The 20,267-nt window shown below is 65.9% G+C and carries 16 protein-coding genes and 1 riboswitch; of the genes, 6 read left to right on the top strand and 10 right to left on the bottom strand.

The window, feature by feature from the left end:
* Positions 1 to 162: 162 nt before the first annotated feature.
* The 7 genes from IEW19_RS01755 to IEW19_RS01725 all read right to left on the bottom strand — a co-directional run bounded on the left by IEW19_RS01755 (position 163) and on the right by IEW19_RS01725 (position 9,049).
* A complete protein-coding gene (locus tag IEW19_RS01755; protein WP_188569955.1) occupies positions 163 to 1,233 on the bottom strand; it encodes a Gfo/Idh/MocA family protein in 1,071 nt (356 codons plus the stop codon).
* Between the two features lie 105 nt (positions 1,234 to 1,338).
* Entirely contained in the window at positions 1,339 to 2,043 is a 705-nt protein-coding gene (locus tag IEW19_RS01750; protein ID WP_188569954.1) for an ABC transporter ATP-binding protein, read from the bottom strand.
* A gap of 2 nt (positions 2,044 to 2,045) precedes the next feature.
* Complete coding sequence (locus IEW19_RS01745; RefSeq protein WP_188569953.1) at positions 2,046 to 3,497, bottom strand: ABC transporter permease; 1,452 nt, start codon at positions 3,495 to 3,497, stop codon at positions 2,046 to 2,048.
* Between the two features lie 197 nt (positions 3,498 to 3,694).
* Positions 3,695 to 4,789 (bottom strand): substrate-binding domain-containing protein, encoded by a 1,095-nt coding sequence (locus tag IEW19_RS01740; protein ID WP_188569952.1) that lies wholly within the window; start codon positions 4,787 to 4,789, stop codon positions 3,695 to 3,697.
* 50 nt (positions 4,790 to 4,839) lie between these two features.
* Complete coding sequence (mmsB, locus tag IEW19_RS01735) at positions 4,840 to 6,123, bottom strand: multiple monosaccharide ABC transporter permease (protein WP_188569951.1); 1,284 nt, start codon at positions 6,121 to 6,123, stop codon at positions 4,840 to 4,842.
* A 44-nt stretch (positions 6,124 to 6,167) separates the two neighbouring features.
* On the bottom strand, positions 6,168 to 7,727 hold the full coding sequence (mmsA, locus tag IEW19_RS01730; RefSeq protein ID WP_188569950.1) for a multiple monosaccharide ABC transporter ATP-binding protein: 1,560 nt from the start codon (positions 7,725 to 7,727) through the stop codon (positions 6,168 to 6,170).
* A 131-nt stretch (positions 7,728 to 7,858) separates the two neighbouring features.
* A complete protein-coding gene (locus IEW19_RS01725; RefSeq protein WP_188569949.1) occupies positions 7,859 to 9,049 on the bottom strand; it encodes an ROK family transcriptional regulator in 1,191 nt (396 codons plus the stop codon).
* Between the two features lie 239 nt (positions 9,050 to 9,288).
* On the opposite strand from IEW19_RS01725, the gene IEW19_RS01720 reads away from it, so the two are divergent.
* Positions 9,289 to 10,167: a nitrilase-related carbon-nitrogen hydrolase gene (locus IEW19_RS01720; RefSeq protein ID WP_188569948.1), complete on the top strand. Its 879-nt coding sequence runs from the start codon at positions 9,289 to 9,291 to the stop codon at positions 10,165 to 10,167.
* Here the strand turns inward: IEW19_RS01720 and IEW19_RS01715 are convergent.
* A complete protein-coding gene (locus IEW19_RS01715) occupies positions 10,164 to 11,765 on the bottom strand; it encodes a PucR family transcriptional regulator (protein ID WP_188569947.1) in 1,602 nt (533 codons plus the stop codon). The genes IEW19_RS01720 and IEW19_RS01715 overlap by 4 nt on opposite strands.
* Before the next feature lie 293 nt (positions 11,766 to 12,058).
* Here IEW19_RS01715 and IEW19_RS01710 point away from each other — a divergent pair, with 293 nt between their 5' ends.
* Together IEW19_RS01710 and IEW19_RS01705 are read left to right on the top strand one after the other, a co-directional pair.
* The gene (locus IEW19_RS01710) at positions 12,059 to 13,471 is read left to right on the top strand and encodes an amino acid permease (protein ID WP_373283548.1); all 1,413 of its coding nucleotides are present in this window, start codon (positions 12,059 to 12,061) and stop codon (positions 13,469 to 13,471) included.
* A gap of 13 nt (positions 13,472 to 13,484) precedes the next feature.
* Positions 13,485 to 15,221 carry a flavin monoamine oxidase family protein gene (locus IEW19_RS01705; protein WP_188569945.1) on the top strand — a complete coding sequence of 579 codons (1,737 nt, stop codon included), beginning with the start codon at positions 13,485 to 13,487 and terminating at the stop codon, positions 15,219 to 15,221.
* On the opposite strand, the gene IEW19_RS01700 is transcribed toward IEW19_RS01705, so the two are convergent.
* Complete coding sequence (locus IEW19_RS01700; protein ID WP_188569944.1) at positions 15,218 to 15,736, bottom strand: gamma carbonic anhydrase family protein; 519 nt, start codon at positions 15,734 to 15,736, stop codon at positions 15,218 to 15,220. The two genes, IEW19_RS01705 and IEW19_RS01700, sit on opposite strands and share 4 nt — an antisense overlap.
* 82 nt (positions 15,737 to 15,818) lie before the next feature.
* Entirely contained in the window at positions 15,819 to 16,679 is an 861-nt protein-coding gene (gene purU, locus IEW19_RS01695; RefSeq protein ID WP_188569943.1) for a formyltetrahydrofolate deformylase, read from the bottom strand.
* Between the two features lie 43 nt (positions 16,680 to 16,722).
* Positions 16,723 to 16,808, top strand: a riboswitch (ZMP/ZTP riboswitch).
* 146 nt (positions 16,809 to 16,954) lie between these two features.
* On the opposite strand from purU, the gene glyA reads away from it, so the two are divergent.
* The 3 genes from glyA to IEW19_RS01680 all read left to right on the top strand — a co-directional run bounded on the left by glyA (position 16,955) and on the right by IEW19_RS01680 (position 20,263).
* Positions 16,955 to 18,253, top strand: a complete 1,299-nt coding sequence (gene glyA, locus IEW19_RS01690) for a serine hydroxymethyltransferase (protein WP_188569942.1) — start codon at positions 16,955 to 16,957, stop codon at positions 18,251 to 18,253.
* 3 nt (positions 18,254 to 18,256) lie between these two features.
* Positions 18,257 to 19,159, top strand: coding sequence for a bifunctional methylenetetrahydrofolate dehydrogenase/methenyltetrahydrofolate cyclohydrolase (locus IEW19_RS01685; protein WP_188569941.1), 903 nt, complete (start codon positions 18,257 to 18,259; stop codon positions 19,157 to 19,159).
* A 129-nt stretch (positions 19,160 to 19,288) separates the two neighbouring features.
* Entirely contained in the window at positions 19,289 to 20,263 is a 975-nt protein-coding gene (locus IEW19_RS01680) for an ABC transporter ATP-binding protein (protein ID WP_188569940.1), read from the top strand.
* Positions 20,264 to 20,267: the final 4 nt, after the last annotated feature.

Genomic DNA, 20,267 nt, shown 5'->3' with positions numbered 1-20,267 from the left:
CCTAAGACCGCATATTGCCGGAAGTCCAGACTTCGCTAAAGGGATTTTACAAAAGGTGCGAAACACGCACGAGATGCGTCAACGGCAATGGAAAGCAGTCACATTCTTGCCACCCCTAGAAAGCGGCAATACCGCCGTCGTGGTCCCCCCTTGCGGCGTCGTCTAGTGCCTGTCGTTGGGGTAACTCACGCCGAGCTGGGCCCGAACACCGTCGAAAAGGCGCATGGTGTTCAACGTGTCCTCAAGGGGCATGACCGGACTTTCCGTCAGCCCGTGCTGGACGCACCGCATCACCTCGCGCAACTCGTAGGCGTAGCCCTTGCCCACCACGTCGAAGGTTTCGGTCCGCCGCTCTTCCCACCCCCGGGTGATGACGAGTTCGCGGGGGTTGTTGATGGACCCCACGCTCTGCAGGAAACCAAGGTTTCCGGCGACGGTGGCAGTGCGGGGTCCGTGGGCCAGGAGGGAAGAGGTGAGCTGGACCTGGGCCGCGTGGCCGTAGCCAAGGGTCATGGCATTTTGTGCATCCACCCCGTCGTCGTTGACAAAGCCCGTGGCGCTGACGGTCTGCGGAAAACCAAGGGTGCCGAGTGCCCAGAGGAGCGGGTAGACGGACAGATCCAGCAAGGCACCTCCGCCGTCTTTCCGGGCCCACAGCCTGGCAGTAGGGGAGTACGGCGCCGGGAAGCCCAGGTCTGCGGTGATCCAGTGAATGTCGCCCAGTTCACCGGAAGCCGCGATCTCGAAAGCGCGCTGCATCGAGGGCAGGAACCTGCTCCAGACCGCCTCCATCAGGAAGAGTCTTCGGCTGCGTGCAACGTCGATGAGTTCTGCCGCTTCCCGGGCGTTGATGGTGAAAGCCTTCTCGCAAAGCACGTGCTTGCCGGCGTTGAGGGCTGCGAGGACCATTTCGTGGTGCTGGGCATGCGGGGTGGCCACGTAGACGATATCCACCGCGTCATCGGCGAGCAGCTGCTGGTAGCCGGGGACACCGCCGTCGTCCCCGTAGGCCTTTGCGAAGTCATAGGCCACGGCAAAGGCATCAGCGGTGTCCTGCGTCCGGGAACTGACCGCGTACAGCTCGGCATCCTCAAGCAGCGCGAGGTCTTCCGAGACGGCGCGGGCGATGCTGCCTGTTGCAATGATTCCCCAGCGCAGGGGAGCTCCGGTGGCTGACCGGGGATCCTGGTCAGGTTGGCTGGAAAGCCACGGTGTGGCGATGGGAGCAGTCATAGCTGCCATCCTGTCACAGCGGAGCGGAAGGGGCGGGAAACTTCGCGTGGGTGCGAAGAGGGCCAATGGCGGGAGCGTAGCCCCCGCCATTGGCCCCTTTGCGCGTCAGGCGGTCGCGGCCACAGCCCGGCCGCGGACCGGCTCCTCCGTCAGCTTGCCCTGCTGCAGGCGGAACCGGCGGTCGGTCTTGTTCGCGAGGACCCTGTCATGGGTGACCACCAGGATGGTGGTGTTGTGGTTCCGGCTCAGGGAGCTGAGGAGCTCGATGATGTGGTCGCCGGTCTGTTCGTCCAGGTTCCCGGTGGGCTCGTCGGCCAGGATGAGCTTGGGTTCGTTGGCAAGGGCCCGGGCAATCGCAACGCGCTGCTGCTCGCCGCCCGAGAGCCTGTTGATGCGCCGCTCGTGCTTGGACGGATCCAGCTGGACCTGTTCCAGCAAGTCCCTGGCGCGCTGCAGCCGGTCCGCCTTCCGGAGCCCTGCGAATTCCATGGGTAGCATGACATTGTCTACGGCGGACAGGTTGGGGATCAGGTTGAACTGCTGGAACACGAACCCGATGTCCCGCCGGCGGTACTCCGTCAGCTTGCTGTCGGGGAGGCTTGCCAGGCTGACGCCGTCCACGACGACGTCTCCGCCGGTGGGCTTGTCCAGCGCACCCAGGAGGGACAACAGTGTGCTCTTGCCGCTGCCGCTCTTCCCGACGATCGAGGCCAGCGTGCCCTGCTCCAGCTCGAAGCTGACGTCGTTGACCGGCTTGATGGTGCGGTCGCCCGACTTGAAGGTGCGGACCAGGTTCTTGACTTCAATCATGGCTATTCTCCTCGCAGGACTTCGATGGGACGGATGCGTGCAGTGAGCAGCGCGGGAACCAAGGCGCCGATAATGGCGACGCCGAACACCGCAGCTATGCCACCGGCGATGACTCCGGGGGATGCGCTCGCCGTCACCGAGCTAAGTAGCTGGGAGGCGCCGCCAAACGGTCCACCCTGGCCGCCCGGGAAGCCCCCTCCACCGCCGGCGCCGCCGGGGAAGCCACGGCCCGTAGTGGTTGTGGTGGTGGTGTTGCTGCTGATCAGCGCAGAGGCGATGCCGCCACTGGCGAACGATGCGATGGCCGCGCCCACTGCGCTGCCCAGGGCCGCAAGGACCAGGGCTTCGAGGACGAACTGCAGGCCGATGGTGCGGTTGGGTGCCCCGATGGCCTTCAGGACACCGATTTCGCGGCGGCGCTCGCGGACCAGCATCACCATGATGAGCAGGATGATCAGGCCGGCGGTGCCCAGGGCTGCGATGAAGGCGATAAAGGAGATGTTCTTGACGCTGTCCAGGGAGCTGACGGCGGTCTGCAGGTTCTGGCCCTGGGTGACGTCGGCCTTGTCGGTGCCCAGCGCGGACTGCAGCGCCGCCTTGGTGGCGGCGACGTTGTCCATCGAGTTGACCGTGACGATCATGCTTGACAGCTCACCCGGTGTCCCGGCGAGGGTCTGGGCGGTGGGGAGGGTGACGTACACGGCGTTGTTACCGAAGGCGGTGCCGGCGTCGAACAAACCGGAAACCGTGTAGGTCTGGTCGTTGATGGTGAACGTGGAGCCGATGGTGAGGTTGTTCTTCTCGGCCAGGGTGGTTCCAAGCAGCGCGCCGGTGGATGCCGCCGAGTAGTCGCCGAGCCCGGAACCCTGCGTGATGTTCAGTGCCTTGCCCGTGTTGTCCACTTCGGCGCCGATTCCGGTGGCGGTGATGGGCAGGGAGCGGACCGGTTGCTGGGTGGTTCCGGTGGAGCCCGTGGTTCCGTTGGCCTGCTGGTTGCGGTTGCCGAGGGTGCCGGCATCCACCGCCGCGGTCAGGCTGGTGGTCAGTGTGGGCGCCGCCTGGCCGCCGGGGCCGGCCTGTCCGGTTTGGCCGCCGGGCCCTGGCTGTCCTGTCTGTCCTGCCTGGGCCGTTTGTGCGGCGGCAGCAGCCGCGTTCCGCAGCCGCAGCGTTGAGGTCCCGACGACGGCACTGACGTTGGGCACGGCGGCGGCGGTGGCTGCCTGGCCGGCGGTGAGCGGCTCACCGCCGCCCTCGAAGCCTTGCCCGCCGGCAGGGTTGACGGTCAGGACCGTGCCCACGGAAGCGTTGAGCTCCTGGACTTTCGCCCCGACGGCCTGGTTGGCCACCAGCATGGCCAGGGCAAGGCCAATAGCGACGGCCAGCACCGCGACAACAGCTGCGGTGCGGACCTTGTTTCTGAAGGCATTGCCTACGCTTCTGGCAAGGACGCTCACGTTACTCCTATGACTCAAGGGCCGGCGCGGAGGGCCGGCTTCGCATCAACCCTCGCCGGACACCCTGTGCGGGAATCCGGCCGGGCCTGTGTCTGGCCTGTGAAGGGCGTTGCTGGTGAGCCGGGACGCAGGAAAGCCCGGTCCCATGGGACCGGGCTTTCCTGTTGCCGGGTTGGCCCCGGCTGTTTCTACTGGTGCTACTTGGTGATCGGGCCGAGTACGGGATCGTCCGTGTAGGCCGTCTTGACGTTGGCGGAGGTCACGATGACCGGCTCCAGCAGGTAGGCGGGAACCACCTTGTTGCCGTTGTTGTAGGACTTGTCGTCGTTGACCTCAGGCTTCTTGCCGGCCTGCAGGTCCTTGACCATGGTGATGGCGTGCTCAACCAGCTTGCGGGTGTCCTTGTTGATGGTGGAGTACTGCTCGCCTGCCATGATCGACTTGACCGACTCAACCTCGGAGTCCTGGCCGGTGACCACCGGGATCGGCTTGCCGGCAGCCTTGACCGAGGTCAGGATTGCGCGGGCCAGGGTGTCGTTGGGGGAAAGGACGCCGTCCAGGTTTGCGCTGGTGTAGCTGCCGCTGAGCAGGGTGTCCATGCGCCGCTGGGCGTTTTCGGCCTTCCAGCCCTGGGTCACGGCCTGCTCGAAGCTGTTCTGCCCGGAGACGACCTTCAGGGTGCCGTCGTCGATCTTGGGCTTCAGGACGCTCATGGCACCGTTGAAGAACACCTTGGCGTTGGCGTCGTCGGGGGAACCGGCGAACAGTTCGATGTTGTATGGACCAGTGGGCTTCTTCGCCTTCATGCCGTCCAGCAGGGCCTGGCCCTGGAGCACGCCGACCTTGAAGTTGTCATAGGCCACGTAGTAGTCCACGTTGTCCGTGTTCAGCAGGAGGCGGTCGTAGGCGATGACCGTGGCGCCGGCGTCCTTGGCCTGCTTGAGCTGGGTACCCAGCTGGGAGCCGTCAATGGCACCCACGATGATGACCTTGGCACCCTTGGTGACCATGGCGCTGATCTGGTTCTGCTGCTCCGAGACGCCGCCGTTGGCGAACTGGACGTCAGCCTTGAACCCGGCACCGTTGAGGCCGTCATTGAACAGCTTTTCGGCGAGCACCCAGTTTTCACTGGTCTTCTGCGGAAGGGCGACACCGATGGAGGAGTTCTGGGGGAACCCTGCTGCGCTGCCGCTGGAACCACCGGAGGGCTCCGAGCGTCCACAGCCCGTCAGCGCCAGTGCTGCGATGGCAGCAACCGCTGCGGCCTTTCCTGCTTTACCAAACATTCGCATTATTGGTTCTCTTTCTTTGTGTGATGGGAACAGTATTCAGGTTGCAAACTTCAGGCTTCCCTGGCGATCGCTTCCTTGGTGGAGGTTGTTTCGTCGGGCTGGGTGGGGCCGCTGGGACCTGCGCCGGGACGGTTGAAGTTCCTGGTCAGCAGGCCGATGATTGAGCGCTTGCCCTGGGTCTTGTTGTAGACGTCGAAAGCGACGGCGATCAGGAGCACCAGGCCCTTGATGATCTGGGTGAGGTCCGCGCCGACGCCCAGGAGCTGGAGGCCGTTGTTGAGCACTGCCATGACCAGGCCACCGATGATGGACCCGACCACGGTGCCTACACCGCCGGTGACGGCCGCGCCGCCGATGAAGACTGCCGCGATGGCGTCCAGTTCCCAGCCCACGCCGTCGAACGGTCCTGAGGCGGTGGAGCGGGCCACGAAGATCATGCCGGCAAGGCCGGCCAGGATGGACATGTTCATCATGACCAGGAAGTTGACCTTCTTGGACTGCACGCCGGAGAGTTCGGCTGCGTGGCGGTTGCCGCCCACTGCGTAGACGTGGCGGCCCAGGATGGTGCGTGAGGAGATGAAGCCGTAGAGGAGCACCAGCACGGCCAGGATGAGGCCGGGGATGGGGAAGGAGGTGCCGGGGCGGCCGGTGGCGAACAGGTAGGTGGCGTAAAGGATGGCGGCGCAGATGAGCACCAGCTTCAGTACCGTCACCCACGTTTCGGGAACCTCGGCACCCAGCGCCTTGGCCCTTGCCCGGGAGCGGAGCTCCCCCCACACGACGAACGCGGCGGCGGCGAGGCCCAGCAGCACCGTGAGGTTGTTGTAGCCGGTGTCGGGCCCCACCTCGGGGAGGTAGCCGGAGCCAATGTACTGGAACTCAACTGGCACCGGGATGGTGTTGGACTTGCCCACGAACTGGTTGAAGCCGCGGAAGAGGAGCATACCGGCCAGGGTCACGATGAAGGCGGGGATGCCAACATAGGCTGTCCACCAGCCTTGCCAGGCGCCGATCACGGCACCGAGCGCCAGGCCCAGCAGGACGCCGGCCCACCAGGGGATGCCCCAGTCGCGGAGGGCCAGGGCAACCGTGACGCCGACGAATGCGGCGACTGATCCGACCGAGAGGTCGATGTGGCCGGCGATAATCACCAGCACCATGCCGATGGCCAGGATCAGGATGTATGAGTTGCCGTTGAACAGGTTGATGACGTTGCCGGGGGTCAGGGTCCGGCCGTCGGTGGCGAACTGGAAGAAGATGATCAGGGCCACCAGGGCGAAGATCATGCCGAATTGGCGGGTGTTGCCGCCAAACAGCTTTTTGAGGGCGTTCATGGTGTCAGTCCTTGTGTCCGGAAGGTTCTGGAGGGGCCAGAGGGTCAGGCGGCTTTTCGGGTGGCGGAGGTCATCAGCTTCATCAGGCTTTCCTGGCTGGCCTCGTCTTTGTTCAGGACACCGGTGATGGCGCCTTCGAAGATGGTGTAGATGCGGTCGGACAGGCCCAGGAGTTCCGGCAGTTCGGAGGAGATAACGATGACTCCCTTGCCTTGGTTGGCCAGCTGCTGGATGATTCCGTAGATCTCGTACTTGGCTCCAACGTCGATGCCGCGGGTGGGTTCATCCAGGATCAGCAGGTCGGGGTCGGTGAACATCCACTTCGCCAGGACCACCTTCTGCTGGTTGCCGCCGGACAGCTTGGCCACGCCTTCCTCCACGGACGGCGTCTTGGTGCGCAGTGACTTGCGGTACTGCTCGGCCACCGTGAACTCCTGGTTGGGGTCCACCACGAAGTTGTGGCTGATCTTGCGCAGGTTCGCTGACACCGTGGTGGTCTTGATGTCGTCCAGCAGGTTCAAGCCCAGGGACTTGCGGTCCTCGGTGACGTAGCCCAGTCCGGCGTCGATGGCTTGGCGGACGTTCTTGAGGACAACCTCCTTGCCGTCCTTGTAGACGTGGCCATCGATGAACCGGCCATAAGAGCGGCCGAACACGGAACGGGCCAATTCGGTCCGGCCTGCGCCCATGAGCCCTGCGAAACCTACGATTTCGCCCCGGCGGACATAGAAGTTGGACCCCTTGCACACCAGGCGGTCCTGGACGGCAGGGTGGCCCACAGTCCAGTCCTTGACCTCAAAGAACACCTCGCCGATCTTGGGGGTGTGGTCCGGGAACCGGGACTCCAGCGTGCGGCCCACCATGCCCTTGATAATGCGGTCCTCGTCCACGCCGTCCTTCTTGACGTCCAGCGTCTCGATGGATTTGCCGTCGCGGATGATGGTGATGGAATCGGCGATCTGCTCAATCTCATTGAGCTTGTGGGAGATGATGATGGACGTGATGCCCTTGGCCTTCAGGCCGAGCATCAGGTCCAGCAGGTGCTGTGAATCGGATTCGTTCAGGGCCGCGGTGGGCTCGTCCAGGATGAGGATCTTCACGGACTTGTTCAGCGCCTTGGCGATTTCCACCAGCTGCTGCTTGCCGACGCCGATTTCCTTGATGGGGGTGTCGGGATCGTCCCGCAGGCCAACGCGCGCCAACAGGTCCAGGGACCGCAGCCGGGCCTCGCCCCAGTCGATGATGCCCCGTTTCGTGGGTTCGTTGCCCAGGAAGATGTTCTCAGTGATGGACAGTTCGGGGATCAACGCCAGTTCCTGGTGGATGATCACGATGCCCGCGTGCTCGCTGGCCCTGATGTCCCGGAACTGCTGGACTTGCCCCTGGTAGACGATGTCGCCGTCGTAGCTTCCGTACGGGTACACGCCGGACAGGACCTTCATGAGAGTGGACTTACCGGCGCCGTTTTCGCCGCAGATGGCGTGGATCTCGCCGGCCTTTACCCGGAGGCTCACGTTCGACAAGGCTTTAACGCCGGGGAATTCCTTGGTGATGGACCGCATCTCGAGGATGACCGGATCCGTTTGCGTGGTCTGGGACGTCATGAGCCCTAACCCTCCAATGCAATGACTTCTTTGTCCGGCCGGCAAAGCGCAGGGCCGTCTGAACCAAAAGTAAACTGGATCACAGCTATTGTCGTCAAGTCTTTAACGCAATTGCTGGATAACGAAATGGTCTACGTCTTGCGGATCCCCGCGTGCTGGAAGACCAAAGCGGCGGCGCCGAGGGCCTCTGCCCGGTCGCCCAGCGAGGACATGGTGAGGGTGGTGGTCTCCCCGATAACCGGAACTGCGTGACGGATCAGGCCCCTCCGGATGGGGTCCAGCAGGATGTCTCCGAGGCCCGCCAGCGGCCCGCCCACCACGATGACCTCGGGGTTGATCAGGTTGGCCACGTTGCCCAGCGCACGGCCAACCGCCAGGCCGGCATCGTCCACCACGCGAAGGGTGGCAGAGTCCCGGTTCAGGGCTTTGCGGACGATGTCAGCGGGCGTCAGTGGCCGGTCCTCCCCGCGGCTGAGGAGTTCAATCATGGTGGTGGTGGACGCGATGGTTTCCAGGCAGCCGCGGTTGCCGCACCGGCACACCAGGCCCTGCTCATGGATGGTGGCGTGTCCGATTTCTCCGGTGATCCCCACGTTGCCGTAGTAGGGGGCTCCGTTGAGGATCAGGCCGGCGCCGATGCCCGAGCCAATCTTCAAAAACAGCAGGTTGCTGACCCCCGAGTGCTGCCCCCAGGTCACCTCCGACCAGGCGCCGAGGTTGGCGTCGTTGTCAACAAACACGGGGATTCTCAAGGTTTCCTCAAGGTGCTGGAGGATGTTGATGCCCACCCATTCCGGAAGGATGGCGCCTTGGGCAACGGTCCCGGTCCGACGGTCTATCGGGCCGGGAATGCCGACGCCGGCACCCACCACCGAGGAGCGTTCCACACCGCTTTCCCACAACAGTTTCTCCAGCAGCGCCACCGCCGCCTGGATGCCCTCATCCGCCTGGTGGCCCAAGGGGAGCATCACCGATTCTTCGGCAATGACGTGGTAGCTGAGCGAGGCCAGGACCACCCGCAGGTGCCGCCGGCCGAAGTCGATCCCGACGGCGACGGCGCCGTTGCTGTTCAGCCGTACGTTCAGTGCCCGCCGCCCGGAACTGGTGATGGGTTCGGTGGACGCCAGGCCGGAATCGAGCATGATTTTGACGATGTTCGAGACGGTGGCGGTGGACAGCCCCGTTTGCCGGGCGAGCTCCGCCTGGGTGGACGGGCCGCCCATCAGGGTCTCGATGATCCGCTGCTGGTTCAGCTGCCGCAGGGCGGACTGCGAGCCGGGATTCTTGGGCTTGCTCCTCGTTGAGCGCGGGGTTGCGGACATGCTATGAACATTGCACCATCGCAGCTCTTGTAGTCAAGAAGTTAACGCATGGGCCGCGGTGCGTGGCCGCACAAGCAATTGGGGCAGGGCATGCGGGGCATCCCGTGCATTCTGTCCCAAAGAGTGGGCGGGCGGGTCCAAACGACCCACCGCGCTCCCGCTGCGGCTGGCTAGGCTGGAAGGCGGGAACAGTCCTGCCCGTCCATCCCACATGGACGGGGATACAGAAGGTGGTAAGGATGCTGCTGTCCGTCCTGCAGGCGAATGCCGTGGTCCTGGATGCAGAGGCCAATCTGCGGACCCTCGATGATGCCGCACAGCGGGCGGCGCAGGCCGGCGCCGACATACTGCTCACGCCGGAACTGTTTCCCGTGGGCTATGCCCCGCTGAGGCTGCGCAACGAACTGGACCCGGCCCGCCTTCCCGCCATCCGTGAACGGCTGGCCGATATCGCGCGCCGGAACAGGATCGGGCTCGTCTACAGCCTGCCGGCCCCAGCGGGCAGGCAGGGCAGGGACGGCAGGTTGACTGGTGCGGGCTCGGTGCCCGCCGGTCGCCCGGGGTGGAACATTTCGGCCACCCTGGTGGATGCCACGGGTGCGGAACTCCTCAGTTACGCCAAGGTGCATCTTTTCGGTGGCGAGGAACGCGAGGCGTTTGAGGCAGCCGCGCAACCTCCCGCCGTCGTGGATTTTCGCGGCATCCGCACCTCCTTGCTGATCTGCTACGACATCGAGTTCCCCGAAACCACCCGGGCAGCCGCGGCGCGGGGGGCTGAGCTGGTCTTGGTCCCTACTGCCTTGTCCGCCGGCTTTGAGGCCGTGCCGCAGGTGCTCATCCGTGCCCGGGCGTTGGAAAGCCAGCTGCATGTGGCGTACGCCAACCACTGTGGGAACGAGGACGCCTACACGTTCGGCGGCGGAAGCGTGGTGGCGGGACCCGACGGCGGCCTCCTCGCCGAAGCAGGGGACACCCCGGCGCTGCTCTTCGCCAAAATCGGCGCCGAGGCCGTCCACGCAGCAAGGGACCAGGTGCCGTACCTGCGGGAGCGCCGGCCTGCGCTGTACCAGGAGTGGGAAGCCGGCCTGCGTGGGGGTGCTGGGAACGACGGAGCCTAGCCGCCCGGCAGCCCGTCCGCGTACTGCAGCGCAATCCATAGCTCCGCCCGCACCTGGGCCTGGTTCAGGTCCATCTGGAGCAGGTCACCGAGGACTCCGATCTGCCGCCGCACGCTGTTCCGGTGCAGTCCCAGCCGCTTCGCGGAGGCGTCCCAGCTGCCGTTCTCGCTCAGCCAGCCGCGGAGGACGGCCAGCAGCGGATCACGCCGGTCCGGTTCGAGTACCAGGACCGGTTGCAGGAGGCGTTCCGCCAGCAGGATCCCGGCCTCACGGCCGAGCAGCCCGGTGACCGACCAGGACACTTCGTCGACCCGGACGCTTTGTCCGCTTCTCTGGACCTGGCTGCGGAGGGAGGTGGCGCGCTGGTATGCGGCGGGCAGGCTGGTGAACTCGGTGGGTTCGCCGATCACCAGGCGCCACCCGAGCTTCTCCACCTCGGCAAGCAGGGCATCATCCACCTTGAGCCGGGTCACCGCGGCGAACCCGTAGTCCGTAATCTCCACCAGCTTCGTATCGAACATGCGCCGCCACTGCAGCAGCTCCCTGACGGGGCTCTCGCCCGCCGGCCACTCCAGCGCCTCCACTTTGATGCCCTGGACCACCCGCATGGGCGCGGACCTTGTGGAGGAAAGGCTCTGCGCCATCAGGTCCTTGAGCCCGTTGAGATGCCTGGTGCCGCCCGAGGACAGGCTCTCGGGGTGCAGCAGGACGGCGGTGGCCAGCTGGCTGGGAGCCAGTGATCCGCTGGTGCGCTGCCGCACCAACAGCTCGAGCAGTCCGACGGCAGTCTGGACTACGTTGTTCTGTGCGGGGGTCAGCGGAGCGTCGGATCCGAGAACCAGGGCGCCGAGGTTGGCGTCCTTGGTGCTGCGCAGCGGGTGGCCCACCACGAGCGCCGAGCCTGGCTGGTCAAAGCCGTCCATTTCCACCCGCGGGCCGCTGCCGGACAGCAGCCGCTCCAGCATGGGTTCCAGCTGGGAAAGGTCGACGGCGGTGCTGCCGCCGGCGCTGGTGCCGCGGGCCCGGACCCGGCCGTCGGCTCCCACCATCACCGCCCACACGGGCACGCGCTGGACCAATGCGGCCAGCAGTTCGTGCTCCGGCCTGGGGGAGAGGATGGCACGCATGAGTTGCCGGTTGGCCTCCGCCAGCTGCCGGAAAACCCTGGCATTGTCGGTCTCGAGGAGCTGCGAGAACTGGAGGCCGATCGCCGCGAACGGCAACGACTCGGGCACCTCGAACAAGGTGAGGTTATGCCGCCGGCAGGCGGCCAGCACCACTTCCGGGACGGCGTCAAAATAGGGCCTGATACCGAAGCCCAGCGCGGCTACCTTGGCCCCCACAAGCCGCTGGACATACGCGTCCACACGGGCGGGGGAGCCGCCGTCGCCAAGGAAGGGAAGGCCCGCGGTGAGCAGGAACTCGCCCTCCGGAAGATAGGGTGTGGGGTCCTCCAGTTCGCTGGGCTCAACCCACCGCAGCAGCCGCCCGCCACTCCCGCCGTCGTGAAGCATCCTCAGCAACGGCGGCAGCTGGTCAAGGAACTGCTGGAGCGTGACGAAACTCAGCCGTCCGGACTCAGCGGGCCCAGCCGTCATGATTGCGTCCCGCGCGCCCCGGCTCCCGGCAGCCGGGGCGTCCGGCGGCCGCAGGTCCCGGATTGCGGGATGCGCTGCACTTGTGCATAAAGTCTCACGGTGGATCACTATAAGTCATTTTGCACCAGGTTGAGAGTTGGCTCACATGCCAGTGTTGGTCAGGGGAAACCGACAACTACTCTGAAGGGACGTCAACGGTGACTGTGCCTGTGACCACCGAAAAACCCATAGCGCCAAGCGTCGACCGGCCGGGCCTCCGGGCTCAGCTGCTGCGCCGCAAACCCATTGGCCAGATGATCAGCGAAGCCGGACACGGCGAGGGCGGCACCGGGCTGGTGCGCAGCTTCGGCGTCCTCCACCTGACCATGATCAGCGTAGGTGCCACCCTGGGGACGGGGATCCTGGTGATCCTCGGCGAAGCGGTTCCGCTGGCCGGCCCGGCCATCTGGATCTCGTTCGTCATCGCCGGCGTGGCCGCACTGCTCTCGGCGGTGTCATATGCGGAAATGGCAGGGCTGGTCCCGGTGGCGGGCTCAAGCTACTCCTACTCCTACGCCACCATGGGCGAGGGCATGGCATGGATCTGCGGTTGGTGCCTTGTCCTGGAATACGCGGTCTCCGTTGCCGCCGTCGCGGTGGGCGCCGGCCAGTACGTCAACGAGACGCTGGCGGTGTTCGGACAGGTACTGCCGGACTCAGTGGCCCAGCCGCCTGGTGACGGCGGACTGGTGAACATACCGGCGGTGGCCATCGTGGTGCTGGCCATGATCCTGCTCGTCCGAGGTGCCCGGGAGAGCGCCTGGATCAACACGGCCATCGTCATCATCAAAATAGGCATCCTGCTGTTCTTTTGCGCCGTTGCCTTCACCGCCTTCAACGCAGGAAACTTCCAACCGCTCCTGCCCATGGGCGCGGCCGGTGTCTCCGCCGCGGCCTCCAGGGTGTTCTTCTCCTACATCGGCTTTGACGCCGCTTCCACTGCAGGCGAAGAGGCCAGGAACCCCAAGCGCGACCTTCCCCGCGCCATCCTGCTGTCCATGGTGATCGTCACCGGCATCTACGTCCTGGTGGCCGTGGCCGCCATCGGCGCCCGGCCCTGGGGCTGGTTCGACGGCACCGAGGCCGCCCTTGTCCAGATCCTGGAGGAGACCACCAACCAGCCATGGATCGCCCTGGTCTTTTCCGTCGGTGCTGTCCTTGCCATTGCGAGCATCGTGCTTACTGTCCTGTACGGCCAGACCCGCATCCTCCTGTCCATGTCCCGGGACGGCCTGGTGCCCAAGGTCTTCGGGCGCGTCTCTCCCCGCACCGGCACCCCGGCCGCCGGCACCCTCATTGTGGGCACCGCCGTCGCCCTCACCGCAGGCCTGGTCCCGCTGGGCGCCCTGGCCGACGCCACCAGCATCGGCACCCTGTTCGCGTTCGCCCTGGTCAACGTCGCCGTCATTTACCTGCGCCGCAACCGCCCGGACCTGAAACGGAGCTTCCGGGTGCCGCTCTACCCCATCACTCCCGTCCTGGGAACGCTCATGTGTGCGTACCTGATGGCGAACCTCGGTGCCGATACGTGGCTTGTCTTTGGCGGCTGGATGCTCGTGGGGATCGCCATCTTCTTCGGCTATGGACGCCGGAACTCCAAGGTAGCGGCCCTCAGCGAGCTCGACTACCGTGAATTGACCGCCAAGGCCTCCAGCCAGGAACTGTGAAAGCAGAACAACCATGACCATCGCCACCGAACTGCCTGCCTTCGATCCCTCCAGCACCTCCACGCCGCCGGCAGATGCAGCCGGGCGCGGCACCGACGGGCACGCGGCACCCATCACCATGCTGAACCCGGACTTCCCGTTCAGCTACGACCACTACCTGGCCCATCCGGACGGTCTGGGGTCTGTCCCGCCGGAGCTGTACGGCACGGAAGTGGCTGTCATCGGTGCCGGGGTCTCCGGGCTGGTGACTGCCTATGAGCTGATGAAACTCGGGCTGCGGCCTGTGGTCTATGAGGCAGACCAGATCGGCGGACGGCTCCGCACGGCCGCCTTCCCGGCGGCGCCCGGTGTGGTGGCGGACCTCGGGGGAATGCGGTTCCCGGTGTCTGGCAAGGCCTTCTACCACTACGTGGACCTCCTGGGCCTGCAGACCCAGGATTTCCCCAACCCCCTTGCGGAGGCCACCTCCAGCACGGTGATCGAGCTGGCAGGCAAGAAGCACTACGCGGAGAAGCCGGGCGACCTTCCGTTGTTTTTCCGCGAGGTGGCTGACGCCTGGAAGGCCGCGGTCAACGACGGTGCCAAGTTCGTGCAAATGCAGGACGCCATCAAGGCCCGGGACATGGCCCGGATCAAGGACCTGTGGAACGAACTGCTCCCGCTCATGGACGAGCAAACCTTCTACGGTTTCATCGCCGCCAGCGACTCCTTCAAGAAGGCAGGGTTCGCGCACCGGGAGGCGTTTGGCCAGGTGGGATTCGGAACGGGCGGCTGGGACACCGACTTCCCCAACTCCATCCTGGAAATCCTGCGCGTGGTCTACACCGACGCGGACGACCAGCACCGCTTCATCCGCGGGGGAGCGCAGCGGCTGCCCGAGGCACTCTGGCAGCACGCGCCGTCGGACATGGCGCACTGGCCAGCCGGCACCTCCCTGTCCTCGCTCCACTCCGGCTCGCCCCGGGGGGCCGTCGGAAAGATCAGCCGGGACCAGGACGGCAACCTGCGGATCCGTGAACGCTGGGGCCGCGAGGCCAGCTACCCCGCCGTTGTGTCCACCTGCCAGTCGTGGCTGCTTTCCACCCGGATCCACACGGAGGAGGCGCTGTTCCCAGCCGAGCTGTGGACCGCGATGGAGCGCTCGCACTACATGCAGTCCTCCAAGACCTTCGTGATGGTGGACCGGCCGTTCTGGAAGGACATCGACCCGGAAACCGGCAACGACATCCTTTCCATGACCCTCACCGACAGGCTGAACCGCGCCACCTACCTGCTGGACAACGGTCCTGACCAGCCCGCCGTCATCCTGCTGTCCTACACCTGGAACGACGACGCCCTTAAGTGGCTGGCCCTGGACGCGGACGAACGCGTGGAACTGATGCTTCACTCGCTTGAGCAGATCTATCCCGGGGTGGATATCGCGGGGCACATCGTGGGCCAGCCCATCACCGTGTCCTGGGAGGCGGATCCCAACTTCATGGGCGCGTTCAAGGCCAACCTGCCCGGGCACTACCGCTACCAGCAGCGGCTGTTCACGCACTTCAAGCAGGACAGGCTGCCGGAGTCCCAGCGCGGCATCTTCCTGGCCGGCGACGACGTCTCCTTCACCGCGGGCTGGGCGGAGGGAGCCGTCACCACCGGGCTCAACGCCGTGTGGGGCGTGGTCAAGCACCTGGGCGGCGCCTCCGCGCCGGGAAATCCCGGTCCGGGCGACTTGCTCGATGAGTTCGGCCCGATCAGCCTGGACTAACCGTGCAAGTCGCGATGCTTCGCCGCGAGCTCCACGTAGCGCGTCGCGTTGGCGCGTACGCCGTCGAACTCTTCATCCGTGAGTTCGCGGCGCACCTTGGCGGGCACGCCCGCCACCAGTGACCGGGGCGGAACCACCGTTCCTTCCAGCACCACGGCGCCGGCCGCCACCAGCGAGCCGGCGCCGATCACGGCGCCGTTGAGGACCGTGGCGCCCATGCCGATCAGGCAGTCGTCCTCCACCGTGCAGCCGTGGACGACGGCGGCGTGCCCCACGCTGACCCGTTGCCCCACCGTGCAGGGGAAGCCGGGGTCGGCGTGCAGCACCACGTTGTCCTGCAGGTTGCTGCCGGCACCCACGGTGATGGCCGCGGTGTCGGCGCGGACGGAGACGCCGTAGAAGGCGCTGGAGTCCGGGCCCAGGGCGGCACTGCCGACGATCGAGGCTGACGGTGCCACGAACGCTGATTCATGGACGGCCGGGGAATTGCCGGCGAAAGGGTAAAGGGGAGCCATGGGTTCACCCTAAGCCACCCGCGCGCCCAACTGGGTAGCAGCAGTTGTCGTTTTCAGGCCCCAAAACGACAACTGCTGCTACCTAGTTGAAGACCACCGTGCGGTTGCCGTCCAGCAGCACCCGGTGCTCGGCATGCCACTGCACGGCCTGGACCAGCGTGCGGCCCTCCACGTCGCGGCCCATCTGCACGAACTGCTCGGGGGTGCGGGCGTGGTCCACCCGGATGACTTCCTGCTCGATGATCGGCCCCTCATCCAGGGCTGCCGTCACGTAGTGCGCGGTGGCACCGATCAGCTTCACGCCGCGGGCATGCGCCTGGTGGTACGGCTTGGCGCCCTTGAAGGACGGCAGGAACGAGTGGTGGATGTTGATGGCCTTGCCGGTCAGCTCGGTGCAGAGTTCATCGGAGAGGATCTGCATGTAGCGGGCCAAGACAGTGAGTTCGATGTCGTGCTCGGCGATGAGCGCGCGCAGCTTGTCCTCCGCCTGCACCTTGGTATCCCTGGTCACCGGGATGTAGTGGAACGGGATGCCGTAGAACTCCGCGAGCCCGGCCAGGTCCTGGTGGTTGGAGACGATCGCCGGAATCTCAATGGGAAGGGTGCCCGAGCGCTGCTGGAACAGCAGGTCATTGAGGCAGTGTGCCGAGGTGCTGGCCATCACCAGGGTCCGTACCTTGTCGCCGACAGTATTGAGGTTCCACTGCATGGAGAACGCTTCCGCTACCGGCTCCAGCGCGGCGCGCAACTCGGATTTGGCGGCCGCCGTGGTCACCTCCACGCGCATGAAGAAGTTTCCGGTTGACGGGCTGCCGTACTGCTGCGAATCCGTAATGTTGCATCCGGCCACCAGCAACGCTCCGGCCACGGCGTGGACAATACCGGGACGGTCCGGGCAGGACAGGGTTACTACGTACGCTTGGCTCTGCTGCTCTTCATTCACGCGTAATAGCCTACCCGCGCTGCGGCCGGTGGTTTTGGTACGCTGGGAGGGTCGCAACTGGCGTTGGGTGGCTAACCACCAGGGAGCGGCAATCACGAAGACCACGGATCGTACGCCTGGGCCGAGGGTCATGTCTTGCCGGAATTGGGGCTGCGCCCGCGTCAGCACAGCAGCACCACGCCCTGCTTCCACGCTGTGTCATCGACGCGGTACGGAAGTGCGCCAGCCGGTAGCCTGACCTAAGCAGTGCCCGTATCCCTAGCCAGGAGTTCTTCGTGACTACTACAGCCACCTCAACCACAGCCGTCAGCAACCAGCCGCTGGCTGAGCTTGACCCCGAAATCGCCGCAGTCCTTGATCAGGAGCTTGGCCGCCAGCGCGGCACCCTGGAAATGATTGCCTCCGAGAACTTCGCGCCCCGCGCCGTGATGGAAGCCCAGGGCTCCGTCCTCACCAACAAGTACGCCGAGGGCTACCCGGGGCGCCGCTACTACGGCGGCTGCGAGTACGTCGACGTCGCAGAGCAGCTGGCCATCGACCGGGTCAAGGCCCTGTTCGATGCTGAATACGCCAACGTCCAGCCGCACTCAGGCGCGCAGGCAAACGCTGCCGCGCTGGCCGCCATGATCACCCCCGGCGACAAGATCCTGGGCCTGTCCCTGGCCCACGGCGGCCACCTGACCCACGGCATGAAGCTGAACTTCTCCGGCAAGCTGTACAACGTGGCTGCCTACCAGGTGGAGGAAGACAACTTCCGCATCGACATGGACAAGCTCCGCGAGCAGGCCATCGCCGAGAAGCCGCAGGTCATCATCGCCGGCTGGTCCGCCTACCCGCGCCACCTGGACTTCGCAGCCTTCCGCTCCATCGCCGATGAAGTGGGCGCACTGCTCTGGACCGACATGGCCCACTTCGCCGGCCTCGTCGCTGCCGGACTGCACCCCAGCCCGGTGCCGCACTCCGACGTCGTCACCTCCACGGTGCACAAGACCCTTGCCGGTCCCCGCTCGGGCGTGATCCTTGCCAAGGAACAGTGGGCCAAGAAGCTGAACTCCAGCGTCTTCCCGGGCCAGCAGGGCGGCCCGCTGATGCACGTCATCGCCGCCAAGGCCGTTGCCTTCAAGATCGCCGGAACCCAGGAATTCAAGGAGCGCCAGGAGCGCGTCCTGGAAGGCGCCCGGATCATCGCCGACCGCCTGAACCAGGCCGACGTCGCCGAAGCCGGCGTCTCCGTCCTCACCGGCGGCACCGATGTGCACCTGGTGCTGGTAGACCTGCGCAACTCGCAGCTGGACGGCCAGCAGGCCGAGGACCTGCTGCACTCCGTGGGCATCACCGTCAACCGCAACGCCGTGCCGTTCGACCCCCGCCCGCCGATGGTCACCTCCGGCCTGCGCATCGGCACCCCGGCCCTGGCCACCCGCGGCTTCGGTGCTGCCGAGTTCACCGAGGTCGCCGAGATCATCGCCACCGCCCTCAAGGCAGGCAACAGCGCCGACGTCGAGGCCCTGCAGTCACGGGTGGACAAGCTGGCAGCGGACTTCCCGCTCTACCCGCAGCACGAGCAGTGGTAACCAATGACTGAAACCACAACCGCGCAGATCCTTGACGGCAAGGCCACCGCCGCTGCCATCAAGGCCGAGCTGACCGAACGCGTGGCCACACTCAAGGCCGCAGGCGTCACTCCCGGCATTGCCACTGTGCTGGTGGGCGCGGACCCTGCCTCGCAGCTGTATGTCTCCATGAAGCACAAGCAGTCCGTGCAGATCGGGATGAACTCCATCCAGCGCGAGCTTCCGGCTGACGCCACCCAGGAGCAGGTGGAGGCCCTCATTGACGAACTCAATGCGGACCCCGCCTGCCACGGCTACATTGTGCAGTTGCCGCTGCCCAAGCACCTGGACACGGACGCCATCCTGGAGCGCATCGACCCCGCCAAGGACGCCGATGGCCTGCACCCCACCAACCTCGGCCGGCTGGTGCTCAACGTCAACAACAAGATCACCACGCCCCTGCCGTGCACGCCCCGCGGTGTCATCGAGCTGCTGGAACGCAACGGGTACAGCCTCGCCGGCAAGCACGTCGTGGTGGTGGGCCGCGGCGTCACGATCGGCCGCTCGATCGGCCTGCTGCTCACGCGGCGCGATGTCAACGCCACCGTGACCCTGACCCACACCGGCACCAAAAACCTGTCGGAGCTGCTGCGGCAGGCGGACGTCATCGTGGGCGCCGCGGGTGTGAAGCACATCGTCAAGGCCGCGGACGTGAAGCCCGGCGCTGCCCTGCTGGACGTCGGCGTCACGCGCGAAACTGATCCGGAGACGGGCAAGAGCCGCGTCTACGGCGACATCGATCCCGCCGCCGCCGAGGTGGCCGGCTGGATCTCGCCAAACCCCGGAGGTGTGGGGCCCATGACCGTGGCGCTGCTGATGACCAATGTGGTCGAGGCCGCCGAACGCACAGCGGGCCTCGCGCAGTAGCCCCGGCGTTAGGGCGCACGACGGCGGCACGGCACCTTCCACGCGAAAGGCGCCGTGCCGCCGTCGGCCGCTAACAAGGGAACTGCAAGTGCCCTTCCACATGTGCTCCGCCTCCACTAGTCTGCACAGGTGCACAACCACGCCCTGACGCCGTCCGGTACCCTGACCGGGGGTTCGCCGCACGGCACTGTCATCTCCGCCGAAAACCTGACCAAGACCTATGGCGACGTGACCGCCGTGGACAGCATCTCGTTCGCCGTGCCCGCGGGGGAGTCCTTTGGCCTGCTGGGACCCAACGGTGCGGGCAAGTCCACCACGATGAAGATGATCGGCGGCGTCACCCGGCGCACGTCCGGCCGGCTGAGCATCATGGGCCTGGACCCGGACACGCACGGCCCGGAGGTGCGCGCGCACCTGGGCGTGGTGCCGCAGCAGGACAACCTGGACGAGGAACTGAGGGTCCGGGACAACCTGCTGGTCTACGGCCGCTACTTCGGCCTGCCCATGAGCTACCTGAAGCCCAAGGCGGACGAGCTGCTCGAATTCGCGCAGCTGACGGACAAGGCAAAATCCAAGGTGGACGCACTCTCCGGCGGTATGAAACGGCGCCTCACCATCGCCCGGTCCCTGATCAACGAGCCCCGAATCCTGCTGCTGGACGAACCGACCACCGGGCTGGACCCGCAGGCACGCCACATCTTGTGGGACCGCCTGTTCCGGCTCAAGGAACAGGGCGTCACGCTGATCCTCACCACCCACTACATGGACGAGGCGGAGCAGCTTTGCGACCGACTGATCGTGGTGGACAAGGGTCGGATCATGGCTGAGGGCTCGCCCGCCCAGCTGATCCGCGAGCACTCAACCCGCGAGGTGGTGGAACTGCGGTTCGGGTCCGAGCGCAACGCCACGATCGGGTCGCAGCTGGACGGCATCGGCGAACGCCTGGAGGTGCTGCCGGACCGGGTGCTGATGTACGCGCACGACGGCGAGTGGGCCCTTGAGCAGGTATCGGCCCGCGGCCTGAGGCCGCTGACATCGCTGGTCCGCAGGTCGTCGCTGGAGGACGTGTTCCTGCGGCTCACCGGGCGGAGCCTCGTTGACTGACCCT

The sequence above is a fragment of the Arthrobacter liuii genome (assembly GCF_014639275.1).
Taxonomy (GTDB): Bacteria; Actinomycetota; Actinomycetes; order Actinomycetales; family Micrococcaceae; genus Arthrobacter; species Arthrobacter liuii.
Note: the sequence above shows the minus strand (reverse complement) of the source record. Positions and strands in the feature narration are given on the sequence as shown.